Origin of the sequence: Roseovarius confluentis, assembly GCF_002917925.1 — a bacterium.
Taxonomy (GTDB): Bacteria; Pseudomonadota; Alphaproteobacteria; order Rhodobacterales; family Rhodobacteraceae; genus Roseovarius; species Roseovarius confluentis.
The window spans coordinates 638,109-659,300 of sequence record NZ_PPFE01000002.1 but is presented as its reverse complement, the minus strand read 5'-3'; the positions used below and the strand labels follow the sequence as shown (position 1 = coordinate 659,300).

General features: G+C 65.0%; 20 protein-coding genes, 1 tRNA gene and 1 pseudogene. 18 read left to right on the top strand and 4 right to left on the bottom strand.

The genetic code is table 11. The annotated features are described in order from the left end of the window. The 13 genes and pseudogenes from C2I35_RS08005 to C2I35_RS07945 form a co-directional block, all read left to right on the top strand. Nucleotides 1–206, top strand: a pseudogene (locus tag C2I35_RS08005) (acetate--CoA ligase); the annotation flags it as partial. A 2-nt stretch (nt 207–208) separates the two neighbouring features. Beyond that, nucleotides 209–895: an adenylate kinase gene (locus C2I35_RS08000; protein ID WP_103762532.1), complete on the top strand. Its 687-nt coding sequence runs from the start codon at nt 209–211 to the stop codon at nt 893–895. 62 nt (nt 896–957) lie between these two features. Continuing rightward, on the top strand, nt 958–1,218 hold the full coding sequence (locus tag C2I35_RS07995; RefSeq protein WP_103762462.1) for a DUF4212 domain-containing protein: 261 nt from the start codon (nt 958–960) through the stop codon (nt 1,216–1,218). A gap of 3 nt (nt 1,219–1,221) precedes the next feature. Beyond that, a complete protein-coding gene (locus C2I35_RS07990; protein ID WP_103762461.1) occupies nt 1,222–3,006 on the top strand; it encodes a sodium:solute symporter family protein in 1,785 nt (594 codons plus the stop codon). A 106-nt stretch (nt 3,007–3,112) separates the two neighbouring features. Beyond that, the gene (locus C2I35_RS07985; RefSeq protein ID WP_103762460.1) at nt 3,113–4,933 is read left to right on the top strand and encodes a DUF294 nucleotidyltransferase-like domain-containing protein; all 1,821 of its coding nucleotides are present in this window, start codon (nt 3,113–3,115) and stop codon (nt 4,931–4,933) included. Nucleotides 4,934–4,937: 4 nt separating this feature from the next. Continuing rightward, complete coding sequence (locus tag C2I35_RS07980) at nt 4,938–5,456, top strand: hypothetical protein (protein ID WP_103762459.1); 519 nt, start codon at nt 4,938–4,940, stop codon at nt 5,454–5,456. Nucleotide 5,457: 1 nt separating this feature from the next. Further along, nucleotides 5,458–6,879: a 3'-5' exonuclease gene (locus C2I35_RS07975; protein ID WP_103762458.1), complete on the top strand. Its 1,422-nt coding sequence runs from the start codon at nt 5,458–5,460 to the stop codon at nt 6,877–6,879. Between the two features lie 74 nt (nt 6,880–6,953). Further along, the gene (locus C2I35_RS07970; RefSeq protein WP_103762457.1) at nt 6,954–7,730 is read left to right on the top strand and encodes a cobalamin-binding protein; all 777 of its coding nucleotides are present in this window, start codon (nt 6,954–6,956) and stop codon (nt 7,728–7,730) included. Continuing rightward, nucleotides 7,727–8,398 carry a Dph6-related ATP pyrophosphatase gene (locus C2I35_RS07965; RefSeq protein ID WP_211286120.1) on the top strand — a complete coding sequence of 224 codons (672 nt, stop codon included), beginning with the start codon at nt 7,727–7,729 and terminating at the stop codon, nt 8,396–8,398. Before C2I35_RS07970 ends, C2I35_RS07965 begins: the two co-directional genes overlap by 4 nt. Before the next feature lie 43 nt (nt 8,399–8,441). Next, nucleotides 8,442–9,071 carry a paraquat-inducible protein A gene (locus C2I35_RS07960; RefSeq protein WP_103762456.1) on the top strand — a complete coding sequence of 210 codons (630 nt, stop codon included), beginning with the start codon at nt 8,442–8,444 and terminating at the stop codon, nt 9,069–9,071. Next, entirely contained in the window at nt 9,041–9,724 is a 684-nt protein-coding gene (locus C2I35_RS07955; protein WP_211286119.1) for a paraquat-inducible protein A, read from the top strand. Before C2I35_RS07960 ends, C2I35_RS07955 begins: the two co-directional genes overlap by 31 nt. Then, nucleotides 9,721–11,805: a PqiB family protein gene (locus C2I35_RS07950; protein WP_103762455.1), complete on the top strand. Its 2,085-nt coding sequence runs from the start codon at nt 9,721–9,723 to the stop codon at nt 11,803–11,805. The genes C2I35_RS07955 and C2I35_RS07950 overlap by 4 nt, the downstream gene beginning before the upstream one ends. A 2-nt stretch (nt 11,806–11,807) precedes the next feature. Then, complete coding sequence (locus tag C2I35_RS07945) at nt 11,808–12,374, top strand: PqiC family protein (RefSeq protein WP_245890435.1); 567 nt, start codon at nt 11,808–11,810, stop codon at nt 12,372–12,374. Nucleotides 12,375–12,535: 161 nt separating this feature from the next. Here the strand turns inward: C2I35_RS07945 and C2I35_RS07940 are convergent. Next, a tRNA-Leu gene (locus tag C2I35_RS07940) sits at nt 12,536–12,622 on the bottom strand. Between the two features lie 67 nt (nt 12,623–12,689). On the opposite strand from C2I35_RS07940, the gene lipB reads away from it, so the two are divergent. Beyond that, nucleotides 12,690–13,394, top strand: coding sequence for a lipoyl(octanoyl) transferase LipB (gene lipB / locus C2I35_RS07935; protein ID WP_274592706.1), 705 nt, complete (start codon nt 12,690–12,692; stop codon nt 13,392–13,394). Between the two features lie 171 nt (nt 13,395–13,565). Here the strand turns inward: lipB and C2I35_RS07930 are convergent, their stop codons facing one another. Next, complete coding sequence (locus C2I35_RS07930; RefSeq protein ID WP_103762528.1) at nt 13,566–13,994, bottom strand: organic hydroperoxide resistance protein; 429 nt, start codon at nt 13,992–13,994, stop codon at nt 13,566–13,568. 105 nt (nt 13,995–14,099) lie between these two features. On the opposite strand from C2I35_RS07930, the gene C2I35_RS07925 reads away from it, so the two are divergent. After that, complete coding sequence (locus tag C2I35_RS07925; protein ID WP_245890434.1) at nt 14,100–14,528, top strand: MarR family winged helix-turn-helix transcriptional regulator; 429 nt, start codon at nt 14,100–14,102, stop codon at nt 14,526–14,528. Nucleotides 14,529–14,733: 205 nt separating this feature from the next. On the opposite strand, the gene C2I35_RS07920 is transcribed toward C2I35_RS07925, so the two are convergent. Then, on the bottom strand, nt 14,734–17,079 hold the full coding sequence (locus C2I35_RS07920) for an ATP-dependent helicase (protein WP_103762452.1): 2,346 nt from the start codon (nt 17,077–17,079) through the stop codon (nt 14,734–14,736). A gap of 144 nt (nt 17,080–17,223) precedes the next feature. Continuing rightward, nucleotides 17,224–17,682, bottom strand: coding sequence for a hypothetical protein (locus C2I35_RS07915; RefSeq protein ID WP_103762451.1), 459 nt, complete (start codon nt 17,680–17,682; stop codon nt 17,224–17,226). A 316-nt stretch (nt 17,683–17,998) separates the two neighbouring features. On the opposite strand from C2I35_RS07915, the gene C2I35_RS07910 reads away from it, so the two are divergent. The 3 genes from C2I35_RS07910 (at nt 17,999) to C2I35_RS07900 (ending at nt 21,108) form a co-directional block, all read left to right on the top strand. Further along, a complete protein-coding gene (locus tag C2I35_RS07910; protein WP_103762450.1) occupies nt 17,999–18,559 on the top strand; it encodes a hypothetical protein in 561 nt (186 codons plus the stop codon). A 349-nt stretch (nt 18,560–18,908) separates the two neighbouring features. Further along, nucleotides 18,909–20,054 carry an alpha-hydroxy acid oxidase gene (locus C2I35_RS07905; protein ID WP_103762449.1) on the top strand — a complete coding sequence of 382 codons (1,146 nt, stop codon included), beginning with the start codon at nt 18,909–18,911 and terminating at the stop codon, nt 20,052–20,054. Nucleotides 20,055–20,097: 43 nt separating this feature from the next. Next, nucleotides 20,098–21,108 carry a DMP19 family protein gene (locus C2I35_RS07900; RefSeq protein WP_170067155.1) on the top strand — a complete coding sequence of 337 codons (1,011 nt, stop codon included), beginning with the start codon at nt 20,098–20,100 and terminating at the stop codon, nt 21,106–21,108. Nucleotides 21,109–21,192 lie beyond the last annotated feature (84 nt).

Below are 21,192 nucleotides of genomic sequence, written 5' to 3'. Positions count from 1 at the left end.
TCCGCTCCGAGATCGGCCCCATCGCCAAGCCCGACCTGATCCAATGGGCCCCCGGCCTGCCGAAAACCCGCTCCGGCAAGATCATGCGCCGCATCCTGCGCAAGATCGCCGAGGACGACTACGGCGCCCTCGGCGACACCTCCACACTCGCAGACCCCTCCGTCGTCGACGACCTCATCGACAACAGAATGAACAAGGGGGAATGATCATGGACGGCGCAAAGAGACCCCAAACCGCCCCGGTCCTGATCCTGCTCGGGCCGCCGGGCGCCGGCAAGGGCACACAGGCCCGCCTTCTGGAAGAGAAGAATGGCTTCGTGCAACTGTCCACCGGCGACCTGCTCCGTGCCGCCGTCGCCGCGGGCACCCCGGCAGGACGCGAGGCCAAGGCCGTCATGGAAGCGGGCAATCTGGTCAGCGACGATATCGTCATCGCCATCCTGCGCGACCGCCTGGCCGAGCCTGATTGCGCGGCCGGTATCATCCTGGACGGCTTCCCGCGCACCACCGTACAGGCCGAGGCGCTCGACACCCTTCTGACCGAGACCGGCCAGAAGATCGACGCCGCCATAAGCCTCGAAGTGGACGATGCCGCCATGGTCGACCGCATCTCGGGCCGCTTTACCTGCGGCGCCTGCGGCGAAGGCTACCACGACAGCTTCAAGCCCACGGCCAAGCCCGGCATCTGCAACAATTGCGGCGGCACGGAGATGATCCGCCGCGCCGACGACAACGCCGAAACCGTCGCACAACGGCTGGAGGCGTATCACGCCCAGACCGCGCCGTTGATCGACTATTACCAATCCAAGGGCGCGCTTTCCCGCGTGCCCGCAATGGGCCCGATCGACGAGATCGCCGCCCAGCTGGACACCGTCCTGTCGCAACGGGCGACATGACGAAACGCCGGTCGGGCCGCATGACGCGGCCCGGCCATTTCACTAGGAGGAGGGACCCCAAAATGTCTCTGGACAAAACAAGCGCACAGTACTGGAAAGCCAATGTGCGTCTCATCCTGATCAGCCTCGTTATCTGGGCGCTGGTCTCTTTCGGGTTCGGGATCGTCCTGCGCCCGCTCATTTCGGGCATCGAGGTCGGCGGCGCCGACCTTGGCTTCTGGTTCGCCCAGCAAGGCTCGATCCTCGTTTTCCTGGCGCTGATCTTTTTCTACGCCTGGCGGATGAACAAGCTCGACCGTGAATACGGCGTGGACGAGGTGTAAGTCATGGATCAGTTTACTCTCAACCTGCTGTTCGTGGGCGCCTCCTTCGCGCTCTATATCGGCATCGCGATCTGGGCCCGCGCGGGCTCGACCGCGGATTTCTACGCCGCCGGGCGCGGAGTGCACCCGGTCACCAACGGGATGGCCACCGCGGCCGACTGGATGTCGGCAGCGTCCTTCATCTCGATGGCCGGCCTCATCGCGTTCACCGGCTATGACAACTCGTCCTTCCTGATGGGCTGGACGGGCGGCTACGTGCTCTTGGCCCTGCTGCTTGCTCCCTACCTGCGCAAGTTCGGCAAGTTCACCGTGTCCGAGTTCATCGGCGACCGCTTCTATTCGCCCACCGCGCGCCTCGTGGCCGTGATCTGCCTGCTGGTGGCCTCCATCACCTACGTGATCGGCCAGATGCAGGGCGTGGGCATCGCCTTTGGCCGCTTCCTCGAAATCGATGCCTTCTGGGGTCTGATGATCGGGGCCTGCGTGGTGTTCGCCTACGCCGTGTTCGGCGGCATGAAGGGCGTGACCTACACGCAGGTGGCGCAATACTGCGTGCTGATCCTGGCCTACACGATCCCGGCCGTGTTCATCTCGCTGCAACTGACGGGCAACCCGATCCCGGCGCTCGGCCTCTTCGGCGATACGTCGGATGGCGAGCCGCTGCTGGCCAAGCTGGACCAGATCGTGACCGATCTCGGCTTTGCCGAATACACGGCGGCGCATGGCTCGACCATCAACATGGTGCTCTTCACCCTGTCGCTGATGATCGGCACCGCCGGTCTGCCCCACGTCATCATGCGCTTCTTCACCGTGCCGCGCGTGTCCGACGCCCGCTGGTCCGCCGGCTGGACGCTGGTCTTCATCGCGCTGCTTTACCTGACGGCCCCGGCCGTGGGCGCGATGGCGCGGCTCAACATCTCGGAACTGATGTGGCCCAACGGCACCGACGGCGCCGCCGTCAGCGTCGAGCAGATCGAATCCTCGCCCGAATACGCCTGGATGGCCACATGGGAGGCGACCGGCCTCCTGGGCTGGGAAGACAAGAACGGCGACGGCATGATCCAGTACTACAACGATGCCAATGCCGAGCTTCAGGAAAAGGCCGAGGCGAACGGTTGGCAGGGTAACGAGCTCACGAACTTCAACCAGGACATCCTGGTGCTCGCCAACCCGGAAATCGCCAACCTGCCCGGCTGGGTGATCGGTCTCGTGGCTGCCGGTGGCCTTGCCGCCGCGCTCTCCACGGCGGCGGGTCTGCTGCTGGCCATTTCCTCGGCCGTCTCGCACGACCTGCTGAAGGGTCAGCTGACCCCGAACATGTCCGAACGATCCGAGCTTATGGCGGCACGTGTCTCGATGGCCGCGGCAATCGTGGTGGCGGTCCTTCTGGGCCTCAACCCGCCGGGCTTTGCCGCGCAGACGGTGGCGCTCGCCTTCGGGCTTGCGGCGGCCTCGATCTTCCCGGCGCTGATGATGGGGATCTTCTCGACCCGCATCAACAACACCGGCGCGGTCGCAGGCATGCTGGCAGGTCTCACGGTGACGCTGCTCTACATCTTCCTGCACAAGGGTTGGTTCTTCATTCCCGACACCAACATCTTCACCGATGCCGATCCGCTTCTGGGTCCGGTCAAGTCGACCTCCTTCGGGGCAATCGGGGCTGCGGTCAACTTCGCGGTGGCGTTCTTCGTCGCCAGCATCACGAAGGAGACCCCGCAGGAGATCAAGGACCTCGTCGAAAGCGTCCGCGTCCCCCGTGGCGCCGGCGCCGCCGTCGAAGGCCACTAAGATCAACGATGGCCCCGCCGCGACACGTGGCGGCGGGGCTTTCGCTTCAACTTCGGTCCGGCCCGCGCCAAGGTGGGCCCGACCACCCCCTCAAGAGGCTCCGACCATGCCCCTTTCGAGCGAACTGACGCAGTTCCTGCGCTCCGTTCACCCTTATGACAGCCTGGATGACAGCGATCTCGATGACCTGTCCACGCGCTGCGACGCCGCCGATTTTGCCGCCGGCGCGGACATCTTCAACCTGGGTGACACTGTCGACAGCCTTTACATCGTCGTCACCGGCGAAATCGAGATAAAGGACGAGGCAGACGTCCAGCTGTCCCTGCTCGGCCCCCGCAATTCCTTTGGCGAACGCGCGCTTCTGCGCGAGGATGTCGCCAGCCGCACCGCCACCGCCCGCTCCGACGCCACCCTGATCGTGATGCCCGCGGACGCCCTTTTCGCCCTCATCAAATCCTCCGCCAAGGTCGCGCGGTTCTTCGACCGGCGCCGCCCGGCGCGCAGCGACCGCAAGGACCTCACGACCTTGCGCGTGGCCGAGTTGATGACCCGCGACCCGCTCACTTGCACGCCCGACACACCGATCCGCGACGCGGCGGCGCGAATGCACGATCACCATATCTCGTCGATCTGCATCACCGAAGGCGGCGACCTGCGCGGCATTCTCACCGTGCGTGACGTGAACGGCAAGGTCGTGGCCCAAGGCACCGATCCCGCCGCCCCCATCTCCGGCATCATGACCCAAAGCCCCATGACGCTGGAACCCGATGCGCTCGGCACCGATGTGCTGCACCTTATGATGGAACGCGGCATCGGCCATGTGCCCATCACCGACGGCACGCAACTGGTCGGCATCGTCACCCAGACCGACCTCACCCGCGTGCAGGCGCTGTCGTCGGGCGCGCTCGTGGGCCGCATCGCCCGCGCAGACGACGCCGCCGCCATGGCCCGTGTCACCGCCGAGATCCCGCAACTTCTGGCCCAGCTTGTCGGCTCGGGCAACCGCCATGACGTGGTTACGCGGCTCATCACCGATATCGCGGACACCGTCACCCGCCGCCTGCTCACCCTGGCCGAGGCAAACCTTGGCCCCCCGCCCGCGCACTATCTCTGGCTCGCCTGCGGCTCCCAAGGCCGGCAGGAACAGACAGGCGTTTCGGATCAGGACAACTGCCTGATCCTGTCGGATGACGCCACCGACGCCCACATGCCTTACTTCAACAGCCTCGCCAAATTCGTCAGCGACGGTCTGGATACCTGCGGCTACTTCTACTGCCCCGGCGACATGATGGCGACCAACCCGCGATGGTGCCAACCCTTGCGCGTCTGGCGCAGCTATTTCGACGACTGGATCGCCCGCCCCAACCCCGAGGCGCAGATGCTGGCCAGCGTCATGTTCGACCTGCGCCCCATCGGTGGCGACACCACGCTCTTTGAATCGCTGCAAACCAACACGCTCGCGAAGGCCGCGAAGAACTCGATCTTCACCGCGCACATGATCTCGAATTCGATCAAGCACCAACCACCGCTGGGCCTGCTGCGCGGGCTGGCCACCATCCGCTCGGGCGAGCATCGCCGTCGCATCGACCTCAAGCATAACGGCGTCGTGCCGGTGACCGACCTCGGCCGCATCTATGCGCTGCAAGGCCAGTTGCGGCAGGTCAACACCCGCGCCCGGCTCGAGGCCGCCCAGGCCGCCGGTCACCTCTCCACCTCGGGCGGTGCCGACCTGCTGGATGCCTACGACCTTATCGCCACCATGCGGCTCGACCACCAGGCGGCACAGGTCAAGGCGGGCGACCTGCCCGACAACTTCCTCGACCCCTCCACCCTCTCGGATTTCGAACGCAGCCACCTGCGCGACGCCTTTGTCGTGGTCAAGACGATGCAATCCTCGGTATCGTCGGGCAAAGGCATGTTAGGGTAGACGTATGTTCATAGAACTCATCGCCACCATCTTCGCGGGCGTCGCCGCCGCAGGGCTGTTGATGATCGTCAACATCGCCTTGGGCCGTCGCCTGCCGCGTTGGCTCACGCCCGTGGCGGCGGGTCTCGGCATGATCGCCGCGACCATTTCCAACGAATACACCTGGTACGACCGCACCGCCGAAGCGCTGCCCGAAGGCATGCAAATCGCCGTCACGATCGACGAGCAAAGCTGGATTCGCCCCTGGACCCAGATCTGGCCCTATACCGAACGCTTCGCCGCCGTCGATACCGGCAACGCCCGGCGCAATGCCAACCAGCCCGGCCAGACCATCGCCGACATCTACTTCTTCGGCCGCTGGGCGCCGGTCAACAAGGCACCTGTCCTCTTCGACTGCACCGAGAACCGCTCGGCCCTGCTGATCGACGGCGCGGACTTCGCCGAGGATGGCAGCGTCCGCGACGCCGACTGGCAACCCCTGCCCGAGGACGATCCGCTGCTCGGCATCGTCTGCGAGACCTGACATGTTCACCCGGCTCAGCCTCCGCCTGCGCATCTTCCTCTTCTTCTGCCTTCTGGCGGCGGGCGCGGTGGCACTGGCAGGCGCAGCGCTCTGGTTCGGCTGGTCGCGGGCCGGCGGCACATTGCCGACCGCACCGTTCCTCACCGCCTTCATCGCCTTCGCGCTTCTCAACACCGCGCTTCTGGTGGGCGTCTGGCTGCTCTTCGACGAAAACTTCGCCAAGCCGATCGAGATGCTGTCCGCCAACCTCCGCCTGCGCGCCCATTCCGGCGTCGACACGGAGCTCTGCCCCGAAAGCACCAAATATCTCGGTGATCTCGCCCCTGCCGCCGATGCCGTCACCCGCACGCTCGGCGCGGGCGTCATGGACACCGCCGCACAGGTCGCCCGCGAAACCGAACGCCTGCGCACCGAGGCCAAGCGCCTCACCTCTCTGCTGACCGAAATCCCCGTCGCCACCATCCTGGTGAACCCGGCCCAGGAAATCGTGCTCTATGACGGGCAAGCCGCCGACATCCTCTCCCAGATCGCCCCGCCCCGCCTCAAGGCGCCGCTCAAGGACTATTTCGACGCGGCCAGCCTTGCCGCCGCGCAGGACCAACTGACCCGGACCGGGGCCGAAACCTCGACCGAGCTGCACGACCATTCCGGCGCCCGACGCTACAAGGTCCGCCTGAAACCCCTTGGCGAAGGTGGCTACATGCTGCTTCTCGACACGCAGGAAACCGAGGTCGACCCCACCAGGGCCCGCCCGCTGGTCTATGACTTCGCCCTGATGGAGACCGCCCAGGCCTGCGATATCCTGGACGCCCCGCTGGACACCCTGTGTTGCGTCGCGTTCGACACCGAAACCACCGGTCTGTCGCCCACCGAGGACCGCGTGATCCAGCTTGGCGCGGTGCGCATCCTCAACGGCCGCATCGTCGAGGGCGAGGTCATCGACACCTATATCGACCCGGGGCGCCCGATCCCGCCCGCCTCGACGAAAATACACCGCATCACCGATGACCACGTGCAGGGCGCGCCAGACTTTGGCACCGTGGGCCGCGATTTCCACCATTTCGCCCGCGACGCCGTGCTGGTGGCGCATAACGCGCCCTTCGACATCGCCTTCTTCCGCCGCTCCGCCAACCGGATGGGTGTCGCGTGGGATCACCCCGTGCTCGACACCGTGCTGTTGTCGGCGGTGGTCTTTGGCACCACCGCCGAACATTCCCTCGACGCCCTCTGCGACCGCCTCGGGGTGACCATCCCCCCCGAGATGCGCCACACCGCGCTTGGCGATGCCCAGGCAACAGCACAGGCGCTGGTGAAACTCATCCCCCTGCTTCAGGGCAAGGGCCTGACCACCTTCGGGCAAGTCATCACCGAGACCCGCCGCCATGGCCGCCTGATCCAGGATCTCAATACCTCGCACGGCTGATCCGCGATCCGGATGGACACCCCCGCCATCTGTGATAGCACCGTGCCCGGACCCAACCGCGCGGATCACAGCCCATGAAAACCTTCCCTCCCGAACGCATCGTCTGCCTGACCGAGGAAACCGTCGAAACCCTTTACCTCTTGGGCGAACAGGACCGCATCGTCGGCGTTTCGGGCTATGCCGTGCGCCCCAAGGGCGTGCGGCAGGAAAAGCCCCGCGTCTCGGCCTTCACGTCTGCCGACATCCCCAAGATCCTCGCGCTCCAGCCGGACCTCGTTCTGACCTTCTCCGACCTTCAGGCCGACATCGCCGCCGCGCTTCTGCGCGAAGGCATCGCCGTCATGGGCTACAACCAGCGTGACCTGCACGGCATCCTGGCCATGATCCGCCACTTGGGCGCCACCGTCGGGCAAGAGGCCAAGGCCGCCCAACTGGTCGATCACTACCGCGACCGGCTGGCACAGATCGCCGCCAACGCCAGCGGCAAGCCGCGCCCCCGCGTCTATTTCGAGGAATGGGACGAGCCGATGATCTCCGGCATCGGCTGGGTCTCGGACCTGATCGAGATCGCCGGCGGGCAAGACGCCTTCCCCGAACTGGCGACCAAGGACAAGGCCCGCGACCGCTTCGTCACCTCCGATCAGGTCATCGCCGCCGCGCCGGACATCATCATCGGCTCATGGTGCGGCAAGAAGGTGCGCCCCGAGAAAATTGCCGCCCGCCCGGGCTGGGACGCCATTCCGGCCGTCCGGGACAATCGCATCTTCGAGATCAAGTCGCCCCTCATCCTGCAACCCGGCCCCGCGGCACTGACCGACGGGCTCGACGCGATCGTGGCGGCGCTGGCATGAGCCGCAAGGCCGTCCTGTCCTGGAGTTCCGGCAAGGACGCCGCCATGGCGCTCCATGTCGCCCGCACCCAGGGTGCGCTCGACATCGTCGCCCTTGTCAGCAATTTCAGCGCCGCCGACGACCGCGTCAAAACCCATGGCAGCCAGCGCGACATCGTCCGCGCCCAGGCCGCGGCCCTTGACCTGCCGCTGGTGGAAATCGACCTGCCCGACCCCGCGCCCAACGACGCCTTCATGACGCTCACCGGCAACGTGGCAACGCAATTTGCGGATGAGGGCGTCACCGACTGGGTCTTCGGCGACCTCTTCCTTCAGGACATCCGCGACTGGCGCACCGCGCAGATGGCGACCCTCGGCGTGACCTGCCACTACCCGATCTGGGGCCACGACACCGCCCGCCTTGCCCAGGACATGCTGGCAGCCGGGCTCGAGGCCTTCGTGGTCGCCGCCGACACGTCCCGCCTGCCCACCACGCTGTGCGGCGCCCGCTTCGATGCCGCCTTCCTGTCGGCCCGGCCCGACACCGTCGATCCCTGCGGCGAGAACGGCGAATTCCACACGCTCGTCGCCAATGCCCCCGGCTTTGCCGCGCCATTGTCGCTCGAACGCGGCGCGACCATTCAGCGCGACGGCATGGCGTATACCGATTTTCGTCTGCTCCGCGGATGATTTGCAGCTTGCCAAAGGCCAAGTTAAGCTACGTATCGTACCTATGCGCGAGACCCCTCTACCCCTCGACGACATGATCGTCTGCCCGCAATGCGATGCGGCCTACAGCCTGCGCCGGCCCGATGTCGGCGAGCGGGCGCGCTGCGCGCGCTGCGGCACGGCGCTGATCACGCCCCGGCGCAAGGCCGGGCTCCAGATAATCGCGCTGTCGCTCACCGTGGCGATCCTGATTGTCGCGGCCACCGTATTTCCGTTCCTGACGATCACGGCGGCGGGCACGTCGAACTCCGTCTCGATCCTCGACGCGGCATTGGCCTTCAGCGACGGCCCCCTCATCGCGCTGTCGCTGGCCACGGCGGCGCTGATCGTCTTCATCCCGCTGGCGCGCGTGCTTCTGTCGATTTACGTGCTTGTCCCCATCGTGCTGGACCGCCCCCCGGCGCGCGGCGCCACGCAGGCGTTCCGCCTGTCCGAGGCGATGCGGCCCTGGTCCATGGCCGAGATCTTCGCCATCGGTTGCGCGGTGGCCCTGGTCAAGATCACGGACCTTGCCGATGTCGGCTTCGGGCCCGCCTTCTGGATGTTTTGCGCCTTGGTCTTTCTTGTTGTGGTTCAGGACAATTTCCTGTGCAGGTGGTCAGTATGGAACTCGCTGGAAAAACCGAAAACATAAAAAGCGCCCGCGAGCTGGGCCTCGTCGCCTGCACCCGCTGCACCAAGGTCTGGCCCGCCGGAACCGAAACCTGCGGCCGCTGCGGCAAGCACCTGGAATCCCGCGACACCACCAGCCTGCAACGGGTCTGGGCCTACTGGATCGTGGGTTTCCTCTGCTACATCCCCGCCAACATGTACCCGATGCTGCAAACCCGCACGCTTCTGACCGTGCAGGAGGACACCATCGTCGGCGGCGCGATCGAGCTTTTTCACTACGGCTCGCCCGGCGTGGCGCTCATCATCCTCATCGCCAGCGTCGCCATCCCCGTGGCCAAGTTTCTGGCCATCGCCTTTCTTGCCATCTCGGTCTTGCGCGTCTCCAGCATATCCATGCACCAGCGCCAGCTTCTCTACGAAGTGGTTGAATACATTGGCCGTTGGTCCATGATCGACATATTCGTGGTTGCTATCATGTCGTCGCTGGTGCAGTTGAATACACTGGCCGCGATCACACCCGGCCGCGCCAGCCTGTTCTTTGCCCTATCGGTTATCTTCACCATGCTTTCTGCCCAAGCCTTCGACAGCCGGATGATCTGGGACGTCCAATCCGGCAACCCCGATGCGCCCGACACGTCGGACAGCAACGCCACGTCGGACCGGACCGCCACATGAGCGACACACCTCCTCCCTTGCAGGTCGAACGCCAGCGCAAGTCGCGCCTCAGCCGTGTCTCGATCGTCTGGATCATCCCGGTACTCGCCATCGTGATTGCCCTCGCCGTCGCTTGGCAGACCTACAGCGAGCGGGGCCCCGTGATCGAGATCAGGTTCGAGAACGGTGCCGGTATCGCCGAACGCGAAACCGAGCTGCGCTATCGCGACGTTGCCGTCGGCGTGGTCGAGGAAGTGCGCTTTTCCGAAGATCTCGCCTCCGTGGTCGCCGCCGTGCGCGTCGACAAGGACGTGGCCGCGTTCATCGACGTCTCCGCCAGCTTCTGGATCGTCCGCCCCGAGGTCACGGCCCGCGGCATCACCGGCCTCGATACCGTGCTGTCGGGCGTCTATATCGAAGGCACCTGGGACAGCAAGCCGGGCACGCCGCAAACCAGCTTCGACGGGCTGACCGATGCGCCGCTCTTCCGTCCCGGAGGAAACGGTCTGGAAATCGTCATGCGCACCACTCCCGACGGCACAATGACCGACGACAGCCCGATCACCTTCCGCGGCATCGAAGTGGGCCGCGTCGGCAAGGCCAGCATCTCGCCCGAGGGCAACTATGCCGTGGCCGAGGCGCTGATCTACGAGCAACACACCGGCCTCATCTCCTCCAGAACCCGGTTCTGGGAAACCTCCGGCTTCACCTTCTCCGTCGGACCGCAGGGCGCCGAAATCGACTTTTCCTCGATCGCCACGCTGGTCAGCGGCGGGCTGACCTTCGACACCTTCGTCTCGGGCGGCGAGCCGGTGGACAACGGCACCGTGTTCGAGGTCTATGCCACAGAGGAAGAGGCCCGCAACAGCCTCTTCCAGGCCGCCGATGTCGAGACGCTGGAAGCCCGCGTCGTGTTCGACGAGAACGTCTCGGGCCTCGCCGTCGACGCCCCGGTGGAAATCAACGGCCTCAAGATCGGCGAAGTCCAAAGCGTGCTCGGCGTGATCGACGAGGAAGAATTCGGCGACAGCCGCGTGCGCCTCAGCGTCGTGCTGGCGATCCAGCCGGCCCGCCTCGGCCTGCAGGACGACGTCACGCCAGAGACCGCCCGCGAGTTTCTCGCGGACCGCGTCGCAGGCGGCCTGCGCGCCCGGCTGACCAATGCAAGCATTCTGACCGGCGGGCTCAAGATCGACCTGGTGCAGGTCGACGACGCCGAACCACAGACGCTGGAAACCCCCGAGGATGCCCTGCCGATCATCCCCACCACCGAAAGCGACATCGTCGATGCCGCCGCCACGGTCGAGGGCGTGGTCAACCGCATCAACAACCTGCCGATCGAGGAACTGCTGGGCAGCGCCATCGACTTCCTCGACAGTGCCCAGGCGCTCGTGGGCAACGAGGATCTTCAGGAAACCCCCGGCGAGGTCCGCGCCATCCTGTCCGAGATCCGCACGATCGTCGCATCGGAGGATGTCCAGAACATTCCCGTGGCACTCAACGCGTCCGTCACCCGCCTCGAGTCCCTTCTCGCCGAGATCGAGGAAACCGAGCTCGCCTCGCGCCTCGTCAATGCCGTCGACGCCGCCGCCGACGCTGCCGAAGGTGTGACCACCTCGGTCGAGGGCATCCCGGCCCTCGTCGAACAGATCGAGGCCGTCGCCGCCAAGGCCGAGGCCCTGCCGGTCGAGGATCTGGCCAACCAGCTGACCGAGCTGGCCGCCGCCGCCGAAGGCATCCTCGACACCGAGGCCGCCCGCCAGCTGCCCGCCGACCTGAGCGCGGCCCTCAACGAGATCAACGCCACCCTGACCGAGCTCCGCGAAGGCGGCGCGGTTACCAATCTCAACGCCACGCTCGGCTCCGCCCGCCGCGCCGCCGACGCCGTCGCCACCTCGACCGAGGACCTGCCGGCGCTGGTCGAACGGCTCGGCAACGTGCTCAATCAGGCCAGCGTCACCATCGCCGGCTACAACAAGGGCGACACGCTCAGCCGCGAGGCGCAAAGCGCCCTGCGCGACATATCCCAGGCCGCGGACGCCCTGACGTCGCTGGCCCGCATGCTGGAACGCAATCCCAGCGCGCTAATCCGAGGAAGATGACCATGAAGCTCCGCACACCCGCCATCATCGCCGCGACCCTGCTGACCGCCGCCTGTGGCGGGCCTACGGCCGATCTCTACCCGGTCGCGCCGCCGCAGGTATCGGATTCCATCCGCATCTCCTTTCGCACCGTCGAGGTGCGCGAAGTGTCGCTGCCCGCCTATGCCGCCGCCGACGAGATCGCGGTCGAGGACGAGGACGGCAAGCTTGTGACCGACGCCAATGTTCGCTGGGCCGATTCGCCCGAACGCGCCGTCGCGCTTGAAATCGCCCGCAACCTAGCCCGCCTCTCCGGCGCGCGCGTCGCGTCCGAACCCTGGCCATTCGAGGAACTGCCCGACGCCCGGCTGGAAGTCCGCTTCGAAAGCCTCGTCGCAGGGGCCGACGGCAATTTCCGCGGCGCGGGGCAGTATTTCGTCGGCGTCCCCGATGGCCGCCGCGAACGCTCCGGCCTCTTCCAGCTTGCCGTGCCTTACGATCCCGAAGGCGGCACGCCCGCACTCGCCCGCGCCCGCGGCCAACTGGTGCTGGACCTGTCGCGCATTATCGCCCGCGAGGGCCTGCGCTAAGCCACATCCCGGTCGACACCACGGGAAAGGTAAAATTGCTTCTGCACGCGCGCCCCGGCCTCACGCCGCGCGGCAGGTACTAAATATTTTGAAAGTGATGAGAGGTTCGACCTCGACCCAAGCCGGCCTCAAATAGCCGAAGGCGGCAGGCCAAGTAAGAATGGTGCGGTCGGGGGGACTCGAACCCCCACGAGTGTTAGCTCACAGCGACCTCAACGCTGCGCGTCTACCAATTCCGCCACGACCGCCCGTGACCGAAAGGCGCCCCGTGGGATCGCCTTGGTGAGCCGCCGTATAGGCAATCGCGCCCGGCTTGTGAAGGCCAAAAACCACGGCTTTGACAAAATCCGCGCCACCTGCCAAAGCACGCCGATGGTAGACTGGATCACCTCCCCCGGCCTCGTCGACTACGAGACCGCCTGCACCGAGATGGAGGCCCGCGCCGAGGCCATCGCGCGGGGCGACGCCAACGAGGCGATCTGGCTGCTGGAGCATCCGCCGATGTACACCGCCGGAACCTCCGCCAAGCCCGCCGACCTCACCGATCCGGACCGCTTCCCGGTCTACCCCACGAAACGCGGCGGGCAGTACACCTATCACGGTCCCGGCCAGCGCGTCGTCTATGTCATGCTGAATGTGGGCCAGCGCGGCCGCGACGTGCGCGCCTTCGTCCAGCAGCTGGAGACCTGGGTCATCGCCACGCTCGACCAGTTCAACGTCACCGGCGAAATCCGCGAGGGCCGCGTCGGCGTCTGGGTCGTGCGCGACGACAAGCCCCTCACCGCCACGGGGCAAAAGCCCGAGGACAAGATCGCCGCCATCGGCATCCGCCTGCGCAAATGGGTCAGCTTTCACGGCATCTCGATCAACGTCGAACCCGACTTGAGCCATTTCACCGGCATCGTCCCCTGCGGCATCACGGACCACGGCGTCACGTCGCTCGTCGATCTCGGCCTGCCGGTCACCATGGGCGACGTGGACGTAGCCCTGCAAAAGACTTTTTCCCAAGTCTTCGGCTAAAGCGTTTCCGGGTCAATCCGAAACATGCATCGCTTTTGGCGTTCGAAGAGGCAGCGAAAAACGATGCAGGTCTTCCCGGAAACGCTCTGACCCACACACGAAAAGACCCGGACAAAGCGCGATTCACGGTCTTGCTTCGCCCGGGCCCTACGCGGACAGTATCGCCGGCCGTCAGGCCAGCTCGGTTTTCACCTCGATATTGCCCTGCGTCGCGTTGGAATACGGACAGATGAAATGCCCGCGCTCCATGATCTTCTTCGCTGTGTCCTCATCGACGCCCGGCATCTTCACTTTCAGCTCGACCTTCAGCCCGAACCCGCCATCGTCACGCGGCCCGATCCCGACCTTGGCATCCACGGATGCATCCTTCGGCACCTCGCCCAGCTTCTCGCTCTGCGCGGCAAAGCGCATCGCGCCCAGGTAACAGGCGGCATAGCCCGTCGCGAACAACTCTTCGGGGTTGTGCCCCTTGCCCGCACCGCCCAGCGCCTCCGGCGTGTCCATCGTGAAGGTCAGCATGCCGTCTTTCAGACGCGCCACCCCTTCGCGGCCACCCCCGGTGGCATGGGCCTCGGTCCAGTACTTGATATCGGTCGACATGAGGACTCCTTTCATCGCTCAAGATTAAATCGTACACGATACATATGTCGATATCTGCACCTGTCAATGCTTGCGATCAAATCGCGCACGACATAGCTTGGCGCAATGAGCACCCTTCCCCCACCCGACATGCTGTGCTTCGCGCTCTATTCCACCGCGCACCGGATGCAGCAGACCTACAAGCCGCTCCTTGCCCCGCTTGGCCTGACCTACCCGCAATACCTCCTGCTCAGCGCCCTCTGGTCCGAGGATTCCCGCACCGTTGGCGCCCTGGGCCGCGAGTTGCAGCTTGAATCCAACACGCTCACCCCGCTGATCAAGCGCCTGGAAACCCGCGGCCTTTTGCGCCGCGAACGCGATGCGGCCGACGAACGCCAGGTTCGTGTGCATCTCACTGAACCGGGCCGCGCGCTTCAGGCCGACGCCGCCCATATCCCGGACTGCATCGCCCGCGAAACCGGCATGGACATGGATGACCTCACCCGCCTGCGCGACGAGATCCTCGCCCTGCGCGACCGGCTCGACCCCGCCTGACGCCCCGCGCACATCCCGGCGCGCCCTCTCTTCCTCTGGCCAAAAATATCCCCGCTGGAGGCCCCGGCCTGCCACGCAGGCCACGCCCAGCACGACGCGTCACATCCCCAACGGACCCGAGCCACCGCACTTGGCGGTGTCGAGACATCCTGCGCGCGTGAAACGCGCTCCTGTCTGCCACCGGACCCCCTGAAACCCCACCCCGTCAGAACGGAATATCATCCGTTCCGGTCACGAACCGGGCCACCACCTTCTTGACCCCGGCCTTCTCGAAATCGATCTCCAGCTTGTCGCCCTCGATCCCGATGATCGCGCCATAGCCGAACTTCTGGTGAAACACCCGCTCGCCCATTTCGTGCGCGCTCACGGCCTGCGCATCGATCACCATGTCCCGCGCTTCCTGCGGCTGGCTCATGGGCCGCTGCTGGCTGCGCGCCTGCATCCGCTTCCAGCCGGGCGAGTTGTAGACATTGGCCTCCGCCATCCGAGACTCGATCGACCCCAGGCCTCCGCCCGCAGCCCCATAGCCCCCGCCATACAGCCCCGGCGGCGTCAGCACCTCCACATGGTCCTCCGGCAGTTCGTCGATGAACCGGCTGGGCATCTGGCTCTGCCATTGCCCGTAAACCCGCCGGTTCCCCGCAAAGGAAATCGTGCACACCTCCTCGGCCCGCGTGATGCCCACATAGGCCAGCCGGCGCTCTTCCTCCAGGCCCTTCAGCCCGCTTTCATCCATGCTCCGCTGGCTCGGGAACAACCCATCCTCCCAGCCCGGCAGGAACACGGCCGGAAACTCCAGCCCCTTGGCGGCGTGCAAGGTCATGATGCTGACCTTCTCGCCCTGCTCCTCGCTCTCGTTGTCCATGATCAGGCTGACATGCTCCAGGAACCCCTGCAGGTTCTCGAAACCTTCCAAAGCCTTCACCAGTTCCTTGAGGTTTTCCAACCGCCCCGGCGCCTCGGGCGTCTTGTCCATCTGCCACATCTCGGTGTAGCCGGTCTCATCGAGCACCATCTCGGCCAATTCGACATGGCTGACATCCTTGTCGCCCACCAGCCGCCCCCAGCGCCGCAGACCGTCCAGCAGCTTGCCCAGCTCCGCAGCCCCCTTGCCGGTCAGCCCCTTCTCTTCCAAGAGGATCGCAGCCCCTTCCACCAACGACACGCCGTTCGCCCGCGCCGTCACCTGGATCTTCTGCTGCGCCTTGTCGCCCAAGCCCCGCTTCGGCGTGTTCACCACCCGCTCGAAGGCCAGATCGTCGGCGGGGCTGACCACCAGCCGGAAATAAGCCATGGCATCGCGGATCTCCATCCGCTCATAGAATCGCGGCCCGCCGATCACGCGATACGGCATCCCGATCGTCAGAAACCGGTCCTCGAAGGCCCGCATCTGGTGCGACGCCCGTACGAGGATCGCCATGTGATCGAGGCTCATCGGCGCCATGCCCCGCGTGCCCCGCTGCATCGCCTCGATCTCCTCGCCAACCCAGCGCGCCTCCTCGTCGCCGTCCCAATGACCGATCAGGCGCACCTTCTCGCCCTCCTCGGCTTGCGTCCACAACTCCTTGCCCAGCCGGTTCTTGTTGCCGGAAATGACTCCCCCTGCGGCGGCCAGAATATGCGGCGTCGAGCGGTAATTCTGCTCCAGCCGCACCACCGTCGCGCCCGGAAAATCCGTCTCGAACCGCAGGATGTTGCCCACCTCTGCGCCCCGCCAGCCATAGATCGACTGGTCGTCATCGCCCACGCAGCAGATGTTCTTGTGCCCGCCCGCCAAGAGCCGCAGCCACAAATACTGCGCCACGTTGGTATCCTGATACTCGTCCACCAGGATATAGCGGAACCAGCGCCGGTACTGCTCCAGCACGTCGTCATGGGTCTGGAAAATCGTGACCATATGGAGCAGCAGATCACCGAAATCCACCGCGTTCAATTCGCGCAGCCGGGTCTGGTACTGCTGGTAAAGCGCCACGCCCTTGCCGTCATAGGCGCTCGCCTCGGCGGCAGGTACCTGCTCGGGCGTCCACGCCCGGTTTTTCCACTGGTCGATGATCCCTGCCAGCATCCGCGCGGGCCAGCGCTTGTCATCGATATTCGCCGCCGCCACCAGCTGCTTCAGCAGCCGCAGCTGGTCGTCGGTGTCCAGAATGGTGAAGTTCGATTTCAGTTCCACCAGTTCCGCATGCCGGCGCAAGAGCTTCACGCAGATCGAATGGAACGTGCCCAGCCACGGCATCCCCTCGACCGCTTCGCCCATCATCCGTCCCACGCGCATCTTCATTTCGCGCGCCGCCTTGTTGGTAAAGGTCACGGCCAGAATCTCGTTCGGCCTAGCGGTATTCGTGTTCAAAAGATGCACCATGCGCGTGGTCAGCGCCTTGGTCTTGCCCGTGCCCGCACCCGCCAGCATCAGGACCGGCCCCTCCAGCGCCTCCACCGCCTTGCGCTGCTCGGGGTTCAGATCGTCGAGGTACGGCGCCGGACGGGCCGCCATCGCGCGGGTGGCCAGCGAGGCACGCTCGAAGGCATCGGATTCGTCGAAACTGCTCATGGCGAAACAATAGCGAAGCCGCTCCCCGAGGAAAAGCCAATGTTCACACTGTGTTCCAACCCGTTAACACTTATTCACACCGCCTAACGCCGCGTAGGGTGGGTGAAAACCCACCTTTGGTGGATGAAAACCCACGCGCTCCGCCTACGAGCCTGCGCCCCTTTCCCGCCGCAACGCCTGCAAATCGCAAGTGGCCGCAACGGCGTCCGGCCCCGGCAGGTCATCCATCCCGGCAGCCCCCTGCCGCATGCCGGACGTAGCTGCCCAACGCTGGATCGCCCCTTCCGAACACCGCAGGTACAGCACGCCCGCCGCCTTGCTCACATGGCGCATCTCGTGCTCGAACCGGCCTTCATAGCCGTCCCGGTCGATCAGGATCACCACAGGCTGCTTGCCCGTCAGATGCTGCGCGAACAGCGCCTGGTGCACGGAATCCCGCGCGCTGGAGCTGCCATCCAAACCCAGCTCGATTACATGATCCGCGGTCTCGCAATCCACACGCACGTATCGCTTCATCCCCGCGACATCGAAATAATGCCTCTGCTCCTCGGCACTTCCGGCCAGAAACGCACACAACAACGCCGCCAGTTCGACCTCACCCATTCCCCTCGCCCTCTCGCGCTCGAAAATCGTTAACAAAAGGTTAACACGGCGACCGTGAAACCATACACCACGATTTCAGTCACACCGACCGGGCGCTCCCGCAACAACATTTCTCAATAAAGATTAACGCCCGCGACCGTCCCATTTCCTTCGCACAAAGAATATCCCCCACGAAAATTCGTACGAATTTTCACCCATGGCGCGAACCGTTTACCCAGATCGGATCGGCGCAATCCCGCTTTCCGTACGGCGCCGGTTGGAACGAACCGACGGCGTCCCCCGTTGGAAAGGCAATGGAGAAAGAGGAGGACACCCCATGAACCGCAAGATGACAAGCGTGCTCGCAATTTGCACCATTGCCGGACTTTCCGGCCCCGCCCTGGCAGACTGCCAGGAAGAACTGGCACAACTGACCGGCGAGTCCGGGATGGCATCCGAAAATGGCATCTCCAAGGACGGCAGCCTCGCCCCGCTCGAAGGTTCGGAAGAAAGCGCCGATGCTTCGGACAGCATGGAAGGCACCGACAGCAGTTCGGACATGGAAATGTCCGACACCGGTTCCGACACGGACCTCTCGGCAAACGCCTCGGACATGAATTCCGACGACAATGCCTCGGGCGACACCGCGGAAGCCGACGGCGAGATCGTCAAGGACGGCGATACCGCACCGCTCGACGCCGATACATCCTCCGTCGCCACCTCTGGACAGGACGCCGCCGATCAGCAGGACGGCATGAGCGACGAAAGCGCCACGAGCGGCTCGGACACCGAGATGTCGCAAGAGGCCAAGGATGCCATTGCAACCGCGAAAGCCGCGCTCGAAGCCGGTGACGAGCAGGCCTGCATGGAAGCTGTCGAGGAAGCGCGCAACTTGTAAGAGCTACGCAATCACAGCTAGGCTTGGAAACGCCGCCGCCTCCCCCCGGGACGGCGGCGGTTTTTCATGTTCGTCGAGTTCCGGACCTGTTCCGGAACCTCGCCCTGCCGAGCGCCGTCACAGTCAACGCGACGCCCGCACGTTGATTATTTTCCCACTTTTGCAGCATCCCGACTGTTGCACACCGTACGGCGCATGAACCTCGGGACATGCGAAAATTTCCAACGTCGTCATACCACCCGGATACCGACGTGATACCGACGCGGTTTCGTGCAGTGAATGGCACCGTTAACCATCCTCGCCGCAGATTTAGCTTCCCGGCCGCATCGCGGCTTGCTATCGCTTTACCATGTCGCTCGATGCCCGCTTCCCAGCCATCTCCGATCTGCGTACCCGCGCCCGCCGCCGACTGCCGCATTTCGTGTGGGAATACCTCGACAGCGGCACCGGCTCCGAAGCCACGACGCGACGCAACAAAACGCAGTTCGACGCGGTGCGCCTCATGCCATCGATCCTGCATGGAGAGATCACCCCAGACCTCGAAACTTCCTTTCTGGGTCAGAAGTTTAACCTGCCTGTCGGGATTGCTCCCCTGGGCATGTCAGGCATGATCTGGCCCGGCGCTGAACAACTCCTCGCCCGCGCCGCCGCCCGTGCTGGCCTTCCCTACACGCTGTCCACCGTGGCCAGCCAGAAGCCCGAGGATCTGAGCTCTTCGATCGGCGAAAACGCGTGGTTCCAGCTTTATCCCCCGCGGGATCCGGACATTCGCATTGATATGATCCAACGCATTAAAAAGGCAGGGTTTTCCACCCTCGTCATGACGGTCGACGTGCCCGTCGGCTCGCGCCGCGAGCGGCAGGTCCGCTCCGGCCTGACCCAGCCGCCCCGGATCACACCCCGCATCCTGGCCCAGATCGCGACCTGTCCCGCCTGGGCCATGGGGATGGCCGGACGCGGCATGCCCCGGATGCGCTTCATCGACGATTATGCGCCCAAAACCAAGGGCTTGCCATCCAACAAACATGCCGGCTACCTGCTGCGCACCTCACCCGATTGGAGCTATCTCGCCTGGCTGCGCGAGCACTGGGACGGCCCGCTGATCATAAAGGGCGTGCAGGACCACCGCGATGTGCCACGGCTGCAATCCGAAGGCGTCGACGCCATCTGGATCTCCAACCACGCCGGCCGCCAGTTCGACGCCGCCCCGGCGACGATCGAGACCCTGCCCCGCATCCGCGCCGCCACCGACCTGCCGATCATCCTCGACGGCGGTGTCGAGGGCGGTCTGGATATCCTGCGCGCTCTGGCGCTCGGGGCAAATTTCGTCATGATGGGACGGGCATGGCACTACGCCCTCGCGGCCCTAGGGCGCGACGGCCCGGCCCATCTCGTGCACATCCTCAAGTCCGATCTCGAAGCCAACATGGGGCAGCTCGGCCTCGTCCGCCCACAGGACGCCCCGACCCGCCTGCTGCCTGACGATGATGCATAAGCCTCTCGTATTCATAGCTTTTCTATCAATACCCGCACTCGGCATGGCCCAGGAACACACCTGTCCCGCTCCTCATTCGCTGGTCTACCCGCTCGACGACGTGCTGCAAAGCGCGGCTATCGCACTCCAGTACGATTTTAATGACACGAGCGGTGCCGAGTTCGGATCCGAGGCCCATCTCGCCCAGACCCACCGCAACGTTCTGGGCAATCTGGCGGGCAAGTCGCAGGCCGAACGTGACGCGCTGATCCTTGCCCGTCTCGACTGGTCGACCACAGCGACAGTGCCAATGCTGACATTGACTACGACAGACCACGCCGGGTTGTTCAACGTGTTTCTGGAAACGCTCGACCGACACGATCTGCACGATCACGCCGCGGCTTTGCGCGCCACCCGCGACGCCTTCCCTGTCTGGGACACGACCGCGCGGAACCGCTATGAGCAGTGGAGCGACGGGCGCGGACAAATCCGCGATGCCCTGCTGGACAAGGCTCTGCGCGAGCAGTCTCACAGATTCAAAAGCGCCCGACCAGGTCTGTTGCAGAAAGCCGCCGTGCTTCTGTCCGATGACCCGTCGTTCGACGATTACATGGCGCGGCGCAGCAACGCTCCCGACGACAGAAAATTGTACTTCATGCTCGACGAACTGGCAGCCTGCGTTCCTGTCGGAAACGCATTCGACCCAGACCCTGATGCGTTGACACGGGTGCCCCCTACGATCGCCGATTTCTACGTGATCCACATGCTCATGCTCGAAAGCATGAATGGCGGCTTCCACCAGTATATCTTCAACTCCACCGGCGCCCTCGCACCCGACATGATTGCTGCCCTGAGCCGTCTCGGCCTGCCCGAACATGCGCAGGCCGCGGAAAAGGCGCTGGCGGTTTTCCCGGCGCCATACCCGCGCAGTACCGATGACCGGCGCGCAATCATGCGAGACTTTGGCCAACCGCAGGACAACGCGCTGTACGACGCCACCTGGATCGTCGATGACGGCGCCATTTACGATGCGCTTCAAGACCTTGCGCAACGCGAAGGGTACTGGCCGCGATAGGTTTGAAGGGCACCTGGAGCTGTGCTGTCCGAACGGGTAGCAATCCTACCCGCCTGGCCAAGAAAATCGCCCGCCGGTAGATGT